At 53.6% G+C, this 15,669-nt stretch carries 14 protein-coding genes and 3 pseudogenes; 14 read left to right on the top strand and 3 right to left on the bottom strand.

Going from position 1 to position 15,669, the window contains the following annotated elements; all coding sequences use genetic code 11:
* Positions 1–488: 488 nt before the first annotated feature.
* The 4 genes and pseudogenes from C480_RS24395 to C480_RS22705 form a co-directional block, all read left to right on the top strand.
* Positions 489–593, top strand: a pseudogene (locus C480_RS24395) (IS6 family transposase); the annotation flags it as partial.
* Positions 594–642: 49 nt separating this feature from the next.
* Positions 643–1,200: a maltose acetyltransferase domain-containing protein gene (locus tag C480_RS22700; protein ID WP_083873442.1), complete on the top strand. Its 558-nt coding sequence runs from the start codon at positions 643–645 to the stop codon at positions 1,198–1,200.
* A 142-nt stretch (positions 1,201–1,342) separates the two neighbouring features.
* Positions 1,343–2,077 (top strand): CPBP family intramembrane glutamic endopeptidase, encoded by a 735-nt coding sequence (locus C480_RS19835; RefSeq protein ID WP_241433890.1) that lies wholly within the window; start codon positions 1,343–1,345, stop codon positions 2,075–2,077.
* Positions 2,078–2,113: 36 nt separating this feature from the next.
* Positions 2,114–2,278: pseudogene (locus tag C480_RS22705) on the top strand (IS5/IS1182 family transposase); the annotation flags it as partial.
* A gap of 87 nt (positions 2,279–2,365) precedes the next feature.
* Here the strand turns inward: C480_RS22705 and C480_RS23335 are convergent.
* Complete coding sequence (locus C480_RS23335) at positions 2,366–2,782, bottom strand: DUF7344 domain-containing protein (RefSeq protein ID WP_152424121.1); 417 nt, start codon at positions 2,780–2,782, stop codon at positions 2,366–2,368.
* A 189-nt stretch (positions 2,783–2,971) separates the two neighbouring features.
* Here C480_RS23335 and C480_RS23340 point away from each other — a divergent pair, with 189 nt between their 5' ends.
* The gene (locus C480_RS23340) at positions 2,972–4,354 is read left to right on the top strand and encodes a DUF7504 family protein (protein ID WP_152424122.1); all 1,383 of its coding nucleotides are present in this window, start codon (positions 2,972–2,974) and stop codon (positions 4,352–4,354) included.
* Between the two features lie 78 nt (positions 4,355–4,432).
* Complete coding sequence (locus C480_RS19845) at positions 4,433–6,544, top strand: hypothetical protein (protein WP_049904080.1); 2,112 nt, start codon at positions 4,433–4,435, stop codon at positions 6,542–6,544.
* Between the two features lie 165 nt (positions 6,545–6,709).
* Here the strand turns inward: C480_RS19845 and C480_RS24970 are convergent, their stop codons facing one another.
* A complete protein-coding gene (locus C480_RS24970) occupies positions 6,710–6,844 on the bottom strand; it encodes a DUF7503 family protein (RefSeq protein WP_444993594.1) in 135 nt (44 codons plus the stop codon).
* Between the two features lie 248 nt (positions 6,845–7,092).
* On the opposite strand from C480_RS24970, the pseudogene C480_RS24400 reads away from it, so the two are divergent.
* The 3 genes and pseudogenes from C480_RS24400 to C480_RS19855 form a co-directional block, all read left to right on the top strand.
* Positions 7,093–7,356: pseudogene (locus C480_RS24400) on the top strand (IS5/IS1182 family transposase); the annotation flags it as partial.
* Positions 7,357–7,666: 310 nt separating this feature from the next.
* Positions 7,667–9,064 carry an ATP-binding protein gene (locus tag C480_RS19850; protein WP_006667444.1) on the top strand — a complete coding sequence of 466 codons (1,398 nt, stop codon included), beginning with the start codon at positions 7,667–7,669 and terminating at the stop codon, positions 9,062–9,064.
* Between the two features lie 99 nt (positions 9,065–9,163).
* On the top strand, positions 9,164–9,970 hold the full coding sequence (locus C480_RS19855) for an NAD(P)/FAD-dependent oxidoreductase (RefSeq protein ID WP_006667445.1): 807 nt from the start codon (positions 9,164–9,166) through the stop codon (positions 9,968–9,970).
* Positions 9,971–10,364: 394 nt separating this feature from the next.
* On the opposite strand, the gene C480_RS19860 is transcribed toward C480_RS19855, so the two are convergent.
* Positions 10,365–11,627, bottom strand: a complete 1,263-nt coding sequence (locus C480_RS19860) for an FAD/NAD(P)-binding protein (protein ID WP_006667446.1) — start codon at positions 11,625–11,627, stop codon at positions 10,365–10,367.
* A gap of 104 nt (positions 11,628–11,731) precedes the next feature.
* Between C480_RS19860 and C480_RS19865 the strand changes: the two genes are divergently transcribed.
* The 5 genes from C480_RS19865 to C480_RS19885 all read left to right on the top strand — a co-directional run.
* Positions 11,732–13,000, top strand: a complete 1,269-nt coding sequence (locus tag C480_RS19865; RefSeq protein ID WP_006667447.1) for a GTP-binding protein — start codon at positions 11,732–11,734, stop codon at positions 12,998–13,000.
* Entirely contained in the window at positions 12,997–13,209 is a 213-nt protein-coding gene (locus C480_RS24975) for a DUF7511 domain-containing protein (protein WP_006667448.1), read from the top strand. Before C480_RS19865 ends, C480_RS24975 begins: the two co-directional genes overlap by 4 nt.
* Positions 13,210–13,222: 13 nt before the next feature.
* Complete coding sequence (locus tag C480_RS19875; protein WP_049904083.1) at positions 13,223–13,480, top strand: hypothetical protein; 258 nt, start codon at positions 13,223–13,225, stop codon at positions 13,478–13,480.
* Positions 13,477–13,674 carry a 30S ribosomal protein S14 gene (locus tag C480_RS19880; protein WP_006667450.1) on the top strand — a complete coding sequence of 66 codons (198 nt, stop codon included), beginning with the start codon at positions 13,477–13,479 and terminating at the stop codon, positions 13,672–13,674. Before C480_RS19875 ends, C480_RS19880 begins: the two co-directional genes overlap by 4 nt.
* Positions 13,675–14,081: 407 nt before the next feature.
* A partial coding sequence (locus C480_RS19885) for a TIM-barrel domain-containing protein (protein ID WP_152424124.1) occupies positions 14,082–15,669 on the top strand: 1,588 nt, incomplete at its 3' end.

Consider the following 15,669-nt stretch of genomic DNA (forward strand, 5'->3'; position numbering starts at 1 on the left):
AGATCGGTTTCGGGTCCAGACTCCAGAGAGACTTGCTCCACCGCCACGATGAGAACGCAGGCCGAATCCCTAATCCGTCTCTCGTCGGGGCAGCCGTCGGCATGGCCACCGGTTGGATCGAGTTCGAGTTCCGGTTACTGAATCATATCGGCCAGCCATACGGCTGAAGACCCTCTTTAGCGAACTCGATGTCCTTTATAAGTTTACTGAGTGTTTCGACGTCGAAGTAGCTTTGTTGATCATAGTCCTGTGGGACAATTTTCTTTCGGGGATTGATCAATACAGACCAGTTTCGAAAGGCGCTGGTGAATCATCGTGGGGCGTTGGGTTAGACCATCTTAGTGGCACTGTGAATAAGCATAGTCACTTCGCCAGTAGAGATCCGCTAGAAGTTGAAGCCAGAATTGTCCAAGAGTAGTGCATCGAGCCGCCTGATCTAGTGCCTGAAGTCGCTGTTGTCCATCAATTTACTCGTTCTGACGAGACAGTCCAGCGCACGCCGCTGGATCAGACGGTTCAGTCACCACTACAACCACGATCGGCCAAGCCAAGCGCTGAATGGACGCACATCAGCCGAGGGGGTACTGAACTAGAGGACCCTTGCTCAGAAACTCCTATTTAGTCAGATAGCCAGTGACAGCTATGAACAGTGAGAAAGAGAAGATGTTGAACGGGGAGTTGTATGATGCCGACGACCCTGAACTAGTGGCCGAACGGGAACATGCACGAGACCTCACGAGACGCTACAATAACACGACACCGGACGCGCAGAAAGAGCGACAGCGAGTATTAGAAGATCTTCTTGGTTCAGTCAGTACCCAGTGCCACATAGAGCCACCGTTTCGCTGTGACTACGGATACAATATCCACGTCGATGAGAACTTCTACGCGAACTTCGACTGCGTTGTTTTGGACGTATGTCGGGTAGATATCGGACGGAACTGCCAAATCGGACCAGGGGTCCACATCTACACAGCAACTCATCCACTCAATGCAATCGAACGAATCAACGGACCAGAGTACGGCAAACCAGTAACAATCGGAGATAACGTCTGGATTGGTGGTCAAGCGGTTCTCAACCCCGGCGTGGCGGTTGGTGACAACTCCGTTATTGCATCAGGGGCCGTCGTCACTGAAGATGTTCCAGAGAATGTCGTTGTTCAAGGTAATCCTGCGACAGTCGTAAAAGAACTGGATTGACAGTCCTCTTTTGCAGTTTGTGAACGCCAATAGTTCGATTGTACTACATACGCCTCAAACGTATTGATCTTGAGAGGGATACTAAGAGTGCACGTCGTAGCGGTGAATATATCATATAGACGCGGGAATGTTCAACAGAATAATGGATAACAGACAACAAGCAGACGAATTGAGCGGCTCTCCCTTACAAACCGGCTGGCGTAGTAGGGTACGTGCGCTTGTAATCGGCCTTGGATTGGTCGTCACCGCTCTCCTGATCGGAACGGCTCTTTCGATCCCCCTATTTGTGCTGGGTGGAACCAGTCTCGCTGCGCTCACCGCAACGATCATTCTGTCGGAAGCGGGCTATGCCATCGCCGGATGGCTCTACCTCCGACGATGGTTCAGTGAGTCAGTGCCGATAACGCTGCCGACACCGCGACAGGGTGTGTGGGTGATCGCCAGCACACTCCTCATGCTCGGGATTGCAACCGGAGTTAGTGCACTCAGCACCATGTTCGACGTTCAGTTCGGCCGTGTGGATCAAGAGTTCATAGCAGGCAATCCGACGATGGTGCTCGTGATGGCAGCACTGTCGTTCGTACTCATCGCGCCAGCGGAGGAGTACCTGTTCCGCGGTGTGATTCAGCAACGACTGATGCGGAGTATGCAACCCAGTGCTGCCATCGTCGCCACTGCATTTCTGTTCGTTATTCCCCACGCCATCGGCTATCTCGGTGGTGCAGAGGGTGTGTTCCTTCTTAGCGTCGTCCCGTTCTCGCTCGCGGTTGTAATGGGCGTTCTCTACGAACGAGTCAATAACCTGTCCGTCCCGATCCTTGCTCATGCCTGCTACAACGCGGCTCTGTTCCTCACAACGTACGTTACTGAGTTCTGAGAGAATCTAAACAAGCGTTGGGAAGCATGCGAACTCGCCGGCTGGTTCCACGTTGTTCTGCATTGTTTTCGGCTTGAAGAGGGCTACAGATACCGTGAAACAGCGTATTGGCTAGAGAATATGGCCGAGGTTCGTAACGGACTCGGCTTAGATCGGGACGATCTTTCGGATTCCAGTACGATCGACAAGTCGCGTCATAGAACAGGGACCCTACCTCAATGCACGAAGTGCGTAGAATGGGGATCTTTCCCTCGATTGGCTACGTGCTGTCAAGCGCTAGTTCACCAACTACTCGCTCACATCAAGATCGGCGTGTTCGGTTTCATAACACTGCTCTAATAACGAATGGATGTGACTTGATTCCAACGACCATTTGATTGCCCCGCTTCGCCGATCGTATTCGATCAAACCACTGTTGGTAAGTTTGGGGAGGTGGTTGTGATAGAGGTCGATTAAAACTGGTTTGCGATCATCCGGAGTGACATCCGATGATGAGCAATCGAGCTCGTGTGCCGTTATCTTGGTCGCTAGTGATTCGATACTGGCTAACTCGTGTTCGCTGAGATAGTAGAGAACGTCGCGGCGCCGGTGATGACTCAGAATAAGCAATAACTCATCAATTCGTGATTCGTCGCTTGATGATGAACGTTGTCGGTCGATAAAAGGAAATTGATTTCTGGCGCCACCTGAATTCTGATCAGCCATATACATACGAATACGACGGTCGGTAATAAGTCTGGTAGATAAATGCTACTTTCAATAGTTGATAATCAATATAGTAACATCTGTCTATCAAACAATCTCTCTCATATAATAGTAATTTAAAAATATGGCGGTAGTACGTTGATAATCCGAGAGATTTTCGTCCATGCCGATTGTACAGCAATCATCTCAATGACTGATGAAGACGACCAGAATTCAGATCGGAATGATTTGCCCGTATTTCCGTCTCGAGGTCAACAGTGCACATCCGATAGTGAACCGCCGAGTCATGCTGTCGTGAAAGCAGTTGCCGACGAGTCCGATACAGGGCTGATAGATTTACCGCCACTCAACGATGTTGTCGATACTGAAGCCCTAAATACGCTTGTCCGGGTTAACCACCAGCACGATGAAGCATGGCTGAGGATCCGCTTTTCCTACGCTGGTTACACCATTACCATTACCGAAAACAGCGATATCAGTCTCTCTCGACAAGAGGGTGCAAATCCGGCTATCGTGGATATCAAACCCGACTGGCCACACGCCACACCGGTATCAGAGGGCATCAACAGCCGCTCTACCAGTAATCTCGCTGCGGGAGTAGTCAGCGCGGTAGCCGACCACTCCGGCCATGATCCTGCTCACGTTCGCCAAGCGATTGATGACATCCTCGACCGTTCCGCACTCGCACGTCTCAACAGCAAGCGTGCAGATAGGATTGCTCGCGCCGGCGCGACGGTCCAGTTCTCGACGCTCGGCTACGATGTCCTCATCGAACCTGACGAGACAATTGCTATCGGTTCGGCGCTTCAGCGGCTTCAACTGACTGGTGCTAATGTACTGCTCGTTGGCGCCGTGCCGGATTCGGTTATGGACCTCGCAAGCAGTAATCTGCTTGGTGAACGCGACCGTGATCGACAACGACTATTTGCACTTCTCGATCGACACATCAATTCGGCGATTAATCGGCTATCGAGAATCAACGACACCACCGAGACTGCTCGAGCCATCAACTATGCGAGCACAGCCCGATCGGCTGTTCCCGAATCTCAATCGATTACAGATCCCCAACCCAATACGGATACCGATTCCTACACATTCCCTGATACGAACACCGACACTCCATCCGAAAATAGATCCGTTCCACCTGTTGGCCCCGACCATCACAGCGCTCGTAATTCAGAGGATACACCAGAGATAACAGTCAAAACAGTTGATGAAAATATCGAGGCGTTCGTTACTACTATCGAAGCGACAGTAGAGATGATCCAAGAACAACAATTGGAACCGACAGAACTGCGGTTTTGTTTCGATTCCCTCCGTCCGCTCCTCGAAGAACATGGTGTCAAGAGGACCCGATCGATCCTTGAACCGATCTGTGAACAAGTCACCTCCGCATCGGGGATCGGCCATTATATTTTTCCGGTCGAATACGAATCAGAGCATGTACAGGCACTCAAGCCCTTATTTGAGGCAACAATCGAGATTCGCATCAATGAAGTCGAGCCAATGCAACGTTGGCATCTCCATCGGAGTGACTACACGACCGAGTGGTTCACACTCCGAATCGACTGAAGGAGTACGCCGAAAGGATCGACAGGTTGCAAGAACGATTTCAACCACGGCGCATCAAATCATGAGCACAAATAGATCGTGAATCCAACGTTCAAAGCAGCCGATGATCGTCCGGGCGTAACGGTCATTGATCTGATAGAGAATCGTCAATTCCCGCTCCAAACATCCACCCAGATCGATCCACAGCAAATCGGAACCGACAGTTTTCACTTTCCAGTTGATACAGCAGTCGAGTTCATAACGGACCAATTGGTGCTACCGTACGTCGTTCCGACATGCGTTCGTGATCAGCATGGAGAAATGCTTCTCGAAACGGAACACTACGCGTACGAGACGTTACCGGAGAACGTATACCTGCTTGAGTTGACGGCACCAATCAAACTCTACGTATGTGTCCGGAGTGAGATCACAATTGCTTCATCGGACGATCGACTGGCGTTCGACTTCGGGTCGCCGATCCACGTCCAACTTGGTGCACGGTCCCTCCACGAGAAACCCGCTGCAACCGTCAAATCAACCGCTGATCCAACCGACTTGGCGTGTGCCGTTTCGACGTTTGGGTCCGCACTGAAGACCACGACCTGCGAGCGGTCGCTTCCATCATTTCGAGGACATCCACCTCGCCTTGAACTCGCTGATCAGTTGCATGTTCCGGATGAAATTGAGTCCCCAGATACCGGTATTACGATCGTTGCGCCACCCGACCGGAACGCGATTTATGCGACCAGTTCGCTTGCATATTATCTCGGTGCGACTGTTGTCACCGGTGAAAATCCACGTATTGAAACCGACGCCGGTTTCGAGTACAAGATGGGGGAATCGTCCGAGGAGTTCGAGTCATCTATCGAGCGTACCCTCCAGCACGTATTTTTCCTCGACACCGTAACCAGGACGGAGGGAATCTACGACATTGATTTTCACGAACGCAAACAGATCGAAGCACACATCACGCTTCCCTTTGAGGAATTGTACGACCGTACCATCGCCGAGCAACTCGCAATCTACCTCTCGATTCCGTTCGACACAACTGAGGAGTTTCGGCCAACGTGGCAACTTGTCACATATGTGACCCCCAATCCGCGGAACGCGAAGGCATTACCGTTCCTCGCTAATGATCTCTCGCTCATCCAAACGGCTCACCAGACGGCTCAATCGACGGAGGGTCCATCAGCACCATCCGCTGACATTGCCGCGTTCGTCAGGTCCAGCACCAGATCGAAAGACAGCGACCGAGAAGAGACAGACGAAACCAATCACCTATGTGATGGTGTCAACTCGTACGTCTCACCGCCAAAAACCGACACATTCGAGACAGCGTGGCTTGGAGAGGGGACGCCGATTGGTGCAAATAAGCTCTTACCGAGTGCATTTGAGAACGGACTAAACCATTCTCCTCGGGATGCAAGCGATGCTATTGACATAACGATCGTCTGTAACGATCAACAAATGGCAGCCGAGTATAATGAAAGCACGGATGGACTCTATGGCAACCGGGATGAACTTCCGTTCGATGTCACTATCCATCGAAATCTCTCTATCGATAGTCTTCGACAAGTCTTCGCAACCGATACCGATTTCCTCCACTATATTGGCCATGTTGATGGTGAAGCGTTTATCTGTAGCGACGGTGAACTCGACTCTCGGACGCTAACGCAGGTCGGCGTCGACACGTTTCTGCTCAACGGGTGCGAATCGTATCAGCATGGATTGCAACTGATTAAGAACGGGAGCGTAGGAGGAATCGTCACGCATAGTGTAGTCGAGAATCAAGATGCGATTGCTGTCGGACAATTGATTGCACGTCTATTGAATAGTGGATTTACATTGCGCTCAGCGGTAAACCTCGCACGTACCCATCGATTCGTTGGAAATCAGTACGGAGTTGTCGGTGACGGTGGTATCACTGTAGCCCAATCAGGCGGTGGAGTTGCGAACCGTTGCCACATTGATTCAGTTGAAGAGGATCGCTACGAACTGCGCATCTCTACGTATCATTCACAGCACGGCATCGGAGCGCTGTACATCCCTTATATTCCATCTGTTAGTAAACACTTTCTTGCAGGAACCGAACTCCCACCATTCACACTTTCCAGGGACACTCTGAAGCGATTCCTTCAACTTGAAGAAATCCCCGTGGAATTTGATGACAGATTTTACTGGTCATCAGATGATTTCTTTTCCTTCCTCTAACATTCTGCTATCCAAGTAGTGGTTAGTCGGGGATGGTGTCGGGTTTTACCCCCGCGCACGGTGGCGCGGGGCACTCGCCCATGCTAACAACTGCAGCGTTGATACTACTGGTGCGATCTTTCTTCTAAAATATTCTTTATATAATGCTATCAGCCAACAGCTGATTTAATAAATTGAACCGCCATTCCCTGCCGCAACTGTCCCAGCCTGTGACAGGAGTAGACAGATCGTGAATAAAATTCCGATTAATCGTGGGTTTTCAGCGACTTGCTTTGCTAAGGATGTTTTACTATCGGACATTGCAAACCCTACTTTCGAATCAGAGATGATATAATTACCTTAATATATAGTATATTAAATTAATAATATCTTATATATTAGGGTAAAAGATGTTAAATTGTTGCAGTGGAATACTATCGATAGCACCTTCAGTGACGGAGATATCACTATCTAAGCTCTAACAGGCAAGGATCAGCCTCCGCATCGATTTTCACGTAGTTAGGTCTGGTAATCCATTCTTACTGGAGTTAAGAGCCTCTTCTTCAATCATGGAGAGGTCCTATCGGGAAGCGCTCGATCTCTTGAACGAAAGGTCACAAATACTCGGGGAAATCAGCCTCAATACGGCCGACCTCCCTGATCACTCAACGTTACTGAAAGCGTTCGGCAGGATGAAGATGATAGTCTAGCGAGTGCTGCGCCAACAGGCGCAGCTATACAAGTCTCCTGGTCACGCAGCAATGGACGCAACAGTTTTCGATCGCGAAAACACGAGTAACTACTCCTCCCACCGCACGAATTATCTTGTACAACCGCCCACGCTCTTGTATGAGTGGCAGAACAAATTTCGCGCCAATCGTTCGAAGCCGTTGCAGAGAGCAATCGAGACGATGCCGAGTATGCCAGTCAAGTACTGGACTATCGAGCAAGACGACGGGAAGCGACACACGATAGTGGTTGACCGCTGTCGGTCGTCCTCGCAGTCGCCAGTGGCGATAGAGAGCCATTTCTGCTGTCCCGAAGTATGTCCAGAGAACAATCTCCAATTAGGCAATTCTCAATTAGCCTATTCTGGATTAGGTTATTCGAGGGTTTTATCTGGCTGGACGCCAGTCAGAGTGTATGGATCGATTCGTGGATCGGGAGGATGAACTCAGTCGGCTTCGAGAGTGTTATGAGTCGGACGACGCAGACATGGTCGTAATTTTCGGGCGTCGCCGTCTCGGGAAGACCGAACTCGTCCGAGAGTCACTAACAAACCACGATGACGCCGTTTTGTACCAAGCGACTGAAACAACCCGGCAGATCCAACTGGATACGTTCGTGGACGTAGCGGCTGAGTCGTTTCCGGGAATCGACCGGATCGAGAGCGAGTGGGAATCGCTGCTGGGATATCTCGCCGACCAGGATGCAGTCATCGTGTTGGACGAATTCCCGTACCTAATTGACGCCGACGAGAGCCTTCCCTCGGTTATCCAGCGACTCTGGGATCAGGAGTTGCGTGACACAGGCGTGACGCTCGTGCTCGTCGGATCCTCGATCAGTATGATGGAGGAGGCGACGCTCCTCGGGAACAGTCCGTTATATGGCCGGTTCACTGAGAAGATCGATCTCCGCCAGCTCGATTTTGCTGCCGTGCGGACGTTCTTTCCCGAGAGCTATACCCCCGAACAACTTCTATTCGCATGGGGCGTGTTTGGCGGGACACCATACTATTTGGACGGCATCGATCTGGATGGTGATCTCGGAACAGTCATCCAGCAGTCGCTGCTGTCACGGCAGGGATTCCTGCATGACGAACCGGAATACGTGCTCCGGACCGAGCTGACGGAGCCAAACCGGTACTTTGCCATCCTGAAAGCGATTGCCGCCGGGAACACCACGTCGAACGAGATTGCACAAACAGTCGGGATCGATGGTAAACAGATTTCGACGTATACGCAGAAACTGGAGCGGCTGCGACTGGTCGAACGTGAGGTTCCGGTGACGGAGGACAAGACGAAGTCACGCCGAGGACGGTATCGGATTCTCGACCCGTTGTTCAGGTTTTGGTTCCGATTCGTCTATGGGAACGAAGACCGCTACGAACGGTTGGGTGCTGACGCCTACGAGACGGTCATCGAACCGGAGCTGGCGGACTTTGTGAGCCAGGAGTTTGAAAATCGCTGTCAGGACATCCTTCCTGACCTCTATCCCGATCTGATGTTCACCGATATCGGCCGCTGGTGGTATAATGAGTATGAGGTGGATGTGGTTGGGTTCAATGCAGACGGGACGATGGTAACGGGTGAGTGTAAGTTCACGTCCGCGCCACTCGATTACGGTGCGCTTGCCTCGCTTGAAGACCATACAGATGAGATTCGATGGTCGCCTGATAATGGCGAAGTAGGGCACGAGTATGCGCTATTTGCGCGGAACGGGTTCACGCGATCTGTTCGTGATGAAGCGGCTGACCGTGACGACCTGCAATTGTTCACTCTCGAACGGATTGTCGAACCCACTCACCGTCGAATTCGGTGACAGCCCGATTCGTATCAGTCCACTCGAGTGCCAGATTGCAGACAAACTCCGGCTTGCACAAGCAGCAGGCAGTCTCAGCGAAAGAGATTCCACCGTAGCTTGGACAACAGTCCGTACGTCGGACAATTGCTGCAGCGTCTCGAGGAGGAGTTCAATAACGAGCACGCATCCGTGACTCACGTCTGGGAGCCGACCTTCGATCCCAACGCGATCGGCGAGACATCGTCCGTCGGTATCGTCGGTGGGAGCATCACCGCCGCACAGCTCGCCACGAGGGTTGCCCAGTTACCAGGCCGGGACGTGGTTCTGTTCGCCCGAAGCCCGTTTTGCATAGAGACGCTCGAGGCAAGCACCGACTGGATGCACTTTTCGGGTGTGACCGAGAAACTCCACGTTCACCCACCGGCGTCACGTGCCCGCGAGGAACTGGTCTCCAAGGCTCGATACGACGGAACAATGCCACCGTACGTGTTTCGTCGACTCCAGCAAGCGCTCGAACGGGAGCAGGTCGAACTCGAACAATCGGAAATCGCGGTTGCGACGGAAGCTGGCGGAACGGTCGTCGTCACCTGTCGTGATGGCAGCGCGTTCTGTCTCGACGAGCTGATCTGTGCGACGGGGTTCGGATCGCCGTACGACGGTGAACTGTTCTATCATCTCCGTCAGCAATCGGCGCTGCAAACGGGCTACCGTGGAACACCCGTTCTAGATGACGACACGCTCCGATGGATGCGGCAGGACGAGACACCCTCGCGGATCGCGGTTTCGGGCGTCGCTGCACAGCAGGTCCTCGGCCCGTTCGCTCGTAACGTCATCGGTGCTAGACGCGCAGGAGAGCTGATCGCTGGGTTTCTCGAATCCGAACTCACGGACGAACAACGTGGCATATCACGGCCGAGGATGTAACTGTGAGTCCGAAGTTCGGCGCTGTAAAAAAGCCCAGTGTCGTGGAAAATGTTCGTTCCCCGTAACGATTTGCTCGACTAGTTCCGATGTATCGTCACAGTGTCTGAGCGTATGTACGCTATCGTCGGTACACCACCGGTCTTCAAGTTCGACACCCTGTCAAAGTTGTTGTCGAAGGAACTGTCGACAGCAGTTCGTCGGTTGTCCACGGGCCGTCGATGGCGTCACAACCGTCGAACATTCGATTTTCTCGGCCGATCAGTCAGTATTGGCGTATCGGTTCAGGCAAACGGGAAAACTGATCGTCGGATTCTTCGAACCCAACCCCAACGTCGAAAAACGGGACGCTCGGCCGTGGACGAAATCGATCCGTTCGTTCCCACGCTGACCCGGATCAATCGGACACTTCCGTCCCATGTACCGACGTGCCCGTGTTGTCTTCTCCGGAGCGGCGCTGTGTAATGGTGGCCGTGATCCGATCCCCGGCCCGCCTGGCCCCCGGAACGTTGGGTGCGTACGGTCCGACCGTACCGAGCGCAAGCGCCCCGGAGACATACAACGGAACGAACCGCCCGTCACCGCGCTGCCAGGCTAGCGTGTTGTCGTCAAGGACGGGCATTCCTCGATACCCTCGGGCCAGTTCGAGTTCGTCCGCGATTCGATCGACGAATGGGTGATCGAACACCGGTTCGAATCCGGTCGCGAGGACGACCCGATCGCCCAGGAGTTGTAACCCGTGGTCGAGGGAAAGCCGAACCGACTCGTCTTCGACCGTCGCCGAGTCGACCGCTCCCTGTGCGAGCGTAACCACGCCATCGTCGGTTCGGTTCTCGAACTCGTCGTAGAGATACGGCGGAATCGTCGCGTCGTATCGAGCCTCTGAGATCATATCGAATCGCTCGCTCGACCCGGGCGGGTGGACGTGGAGGTTTCGTTCGATGTGCGACCAGTTGATCCACGGCGGGTCCGCCTCGGAGACCTCCCACTCGAGCGGGTGTCGCGAGAGCAGGGCCACCGACTGCGTCTCGCTCAACTCACACGTGAGTTGTGCTGCCGTAATCCCGCCGCCGACGACGACGGTTCGATCGACTGACGCGTCTGGATCGAATCCCTCCCAGACGTGTTCGATACCGTCGAGGCCTGCCGTCCAGTCGGGCCAGCGGTACCGACCGCCGTGACCGATCGCCAAGATGCAGTATTCGGTATCGATCGGTCCCACGGTCGTCTCGAGCCGAAGCCCCGTCTCGCCGGGGAGTTCGCGAATTGCGTTGACGGCGGCCTGACGATGCAGCGAGCCGAGTTCCTTTCGATCAATTACGTACTCCGAATAGTCCAGAAAGAGGTCGAGCGACGGCCGCGGCGGGTAGTCGACCGTCGGAACGAGTTCGTCCTCTCGATTGTTCGCTTCGGCGAAACTTTCGAGACCGAACGGTTCGGTTCCGACGTGGTGTACGAACGTCGATCGGAGAAACTCCATGCTGCAGGCGCGTGCCTTCTGGCGGAACGACGCCAACAACCGGTCGTGCGGATCGACGATACGAACGGTGGATTTGTCGAAGGGAGCATCTTCGAGGAGACGCTGGACGAGGTACGTGCCGTGGATTCCGCCACCGACGATGACACAGCCGAATTTTCGGGTTGAGTTGCGTGTCGTCATACGGAAGATGGTGTGTTGATGTCCAAAGACACTCCCCGCTAGTTAATAACATCTTCGTCGGAGATAATAACTTATATTACTCTTGGTACAGTTGTTAGCAACAGATGAAAGAGCAGACGATCCCCGTCACAGTGCTATCCGGGACGCTCGGTGCCGGCAAGACAACCACGCTCAATCACGTGCTACGCGAGAGCGATAACCGAGACCTCGCCGTACTCGTCAACGACATGGGGGAAGTGAACGTCGACGCAGACCTCGTCGCCGAATCCTCCGACATTTCGGCGGACGAAGAGGAACTGATCGAACTCTCGAACGGCTGTATCTGCTGTGAACTTCGCGGTGACCTGCTCGACGCGATCGGCGGGCTCACGCGCAACCGGGAGTTCGACGCAATCGTCGTAGAGTCGACTGGCGTCGCCGAACCGCTACCCGTTGCACAGACGCTGACGCTCGGGTTCGACCAGTCGGATCTCGATCCCACGGAGTTCTACGAGGAGACTGGCATCGAACCGCTCGAGGGCTGTCACCTCGACACTACCGTCACCGTCGTCGATGCTCACCAGTTCAACGAGGCGATGCAATCAGACGAGGTTCTTGACGACGACGGAACCAAGAAACACCTCGGCGATCTGCTCGTCGAGCAGGTGGAGTTCTGTGACATCCTCCTGTTGAACAAGTGCGACCTCGTCGACGAGGAGACGCTCGCCGAGATCGAAGAGACCGTCGAGGTTCTTCAGCCCCGCGCTGAGATCATCCGAACGACCCACGGTCGGGTCGATATCGACGAGATCATCGACACCGACCGGTTCGACTTCGAGGAAGCGAGCCGATCGGCTGGCTGGATGCGCGAACTTCAGGAACCGCACGAATCCGCCGAGGAAGAACACGGCGTGACCTCGTTCGTCTTCGAGGCACGTCGTCCGTTCCACCCCGAGCGGTTCGCCGAATTGCTCGATGCGTTCCCGGAGAACGTCGTCCGATCCAAGGGTCACTTCTGGCTCGCCGGACGCGAGGAAATGGCGCTCATGTTGAACGTCGCTGGACAGTCGATTCGGGTCGCACCCGCCGGGAACTGGATCGCAGCCCTCCCACCCGAAGAGCGCGACGAGCAGTTCGACGCGCACCCTGAACTCGAGGAGATGTGGGATGACCAGTGGGGAGACCGCGGCAGTCAACTGGTGTTGATCGGTACCGAGATGGATCACGAGTCGATCCGTGAACACCTCGAGATCTGTCTGCTCACCGACGAGGAGATGGATGCCGACTGGGACGCATTCGACGATCGGTTCCCAACGTTCGAGGAGCCCGAAGCGGGCGAGGACGGTGAGCCGGAAGACCCCGATGGCCAGGAAGAGATCGGAATCGCAGATTGACACACGAGCACTCGAACGACCGCGCGACTGAAACGGGATCACCACCGGCCGTCGAGCATCCAGCGCCGGAGTGTATCGCGATCGTCGAATCGACGGACTCGGAGCCGAATCTGTGTATGATCTACTCGATCGCGCCGGAAGACTCGCTGGTGACAGCATGGATCTCGGCCCACGAAGACTCGTATTGCACACTCGAAGACGCACGATAACCCCCACTGAACGATGTCTATGACATTCCAAACAGTAGTCAAGAAGAACGTTTCACGAACGCAACGCTACGACGAAATCGATGCACTCGTCCGAGCGGGCGAGACAACGAACCTCGGAGTTCTCGTCCGAATGAGCGGCCTCCGCGGGGAGTTCCGTCGGTACGCCCTCAACGGGTTAGCCGACTGTAACGCCACGACCGTTCTCGAGGAACTCGTCGAGGACACGACGATCGATCCGTCGCTGAGACGAAGAGCGGAGGCGTTGGCATGACCGACAGCGGGACGACCAACGACACGAGCGAATCAAACGACGGTACCGACACCAAGGATGGACGTACCGGGGACCAGCGCGTCTGTAGAGACACTGGTCGAGAACAGGGCTTGGTCGGCAAGTATGATATCTGGCTGTGTCGGCAGTCGTTTCGAGAGATGGCCCGTGATATGGGCTTTCGAAAGTACGATTGACCTCCGACTGTTGAGGGGCGTTGAGTGCTGACTACATATCAGTGACCCATTATATCGTCCCCGTGGTCTCTAGTACGATTTCTATCGATTATTGTTCTGCTATCATGGATGCCATCGAAATTGTGGCTAAACTAGCCTATAGTAGCCTCTCACGCCACCGGAGACCTTCCCCAGAAGTTGATGCTGCCTAGTGGTTACCAAAGCCGTCTATTGAACGCTCGGACACCAGGGACAATGGCGAATACACCCCACCCCCTCACTCGCCTACTCACGAGATTTACTGAGAGTATGTAAAACCACATAGATAACATCAGTATATAACTGACAATGGAAAATGTACATTATTTATTTACTGTAGGTTTGGCTAGCAGAAATATTATTACAGATGAGAAGAAATACTTCATCGGATGTTTGAAAGACACCGTCATGGTACTAATCGACGATCTGTGTTGAAATCGACCGCTGCACTTCTTGCAGGAAGTGCCGTTGCTTCCGTTCCTGTCCAGGGACATCATTATGATTCAAAGATCCATTATGAACCTGAATTGGATGAGGATAATCTCATGGAATTGTCAGTCCAGGGGTATGAGATCCTCGAAGAAGGAGTGAGATTCAACCTTGGCGAGTACGACGGTTATATTAGCCTGTTCAACGACGACTTCGCCCGTGTTTCGATCCTAGAAGAAGATGAAGAGGTCTACGAGTCCCGCGGCATTGCTAACGGCCGTGGAGAGTGGGATACACCGAATTTCAGCGTCGACGAGACCGCTAATACCATTGCGATTGATACAGAAACCATCACTGTCGAGGTTGCGAAAGATCTCTTCGGTGTGAAATTTCTCGACGAAACGGGTAATGTCGTCAATGAAGACTATCTTGACAAAGGAACGTCGGGTTACGAAGATGGAAAACCATACGCATATAAGAAAGCCGACGCGGACGAGTCCTTCTACGGCTTTGGCGAGCAGCCCGAACTCACTCTCGACCAGCGCGGCAAGAAAATCGAAAACTGGAACACCGATCAGTACGGCTACGGAAACACCAACGACTACGTCTACACGTCGGTTCCCTTCTTCGTTGGGTTAACGGACACAGGTGCGTACGGCCTCTTCTTTGATAATCCATCACATTCGGTCTTCCATATGGCTGACGACCCGAACGGCTCTGGAGAGAGCTATAACTCTCAGGCGGAAGAAGACTACTACTACTTCTTGGCTGATGGTGGCCAACTAACCTACTACTTCGCGTACGGCCCTGCGATCAGTGATGTTCTCGAGCGATACACGGACCTCACAGGGACAACCCCCCTCCCACCAAAGTGGGCCATCGCATATCATCAGAGTAAGTGGGAGTACAGTCCAGAGGAACTTGCCGAGGTTCCCCAGCGGTATCGCGAAGAGGAAATCCCGCTGGACGCGATGCACTTTGACATCGGTTACATGGACGACTATCGTGTCTTCACCATTCAAGGGACACACCGAGAGGCACTTAACACGCTCAATAAAGAGGTGCCCGAGCTCAAGACAGTCGCGGTCAACGATCCTGGCGTCGCAGTCGACGAAGAGGCCGACATCGATGGCGATGGCAAAGACGAATCCTACGGTCCCTATCTCGAGGGGACCGAGAACGAGTATTGGACCAAGAACGCCAACGGCGATACGTTCTACGGACCGGTCTGGCCGACCCAGGATGTCGCTGACGAGCCCACGGATGCAGTGTGGCCGGACTTTTCCCGATCCGAGGTTCGCGAGTGGTGGGCCGACCAGCACAACGTGTTCTTCGACGCCGGATTTGACGGGATTAAAAACGATATGGGCGAACCAGCGGTGTTTCAGGAGAATGATAAGTATGACTGGACGATGCCGGCAGACAATATCCACGGCACTGGTGCAGATACGATGCTACACGAAGAGTATCACAACATGTACGGGTTCGACTACGCTCGTGCATCCCGCAAGGCATACGACATCTACAAGCCCAACCAACGGCCGTTCC

The organism is Natrialba aegyptia DSM 13077 (genome assembly GCF_000337535.1).
In the GTDB taxonomy this organism is placed as follows: Archaea; Halobacteriota; Halobacteria; order Halobacteriales; family Natrialbaceae; genus Natrialba; species Natrialba aegyptia.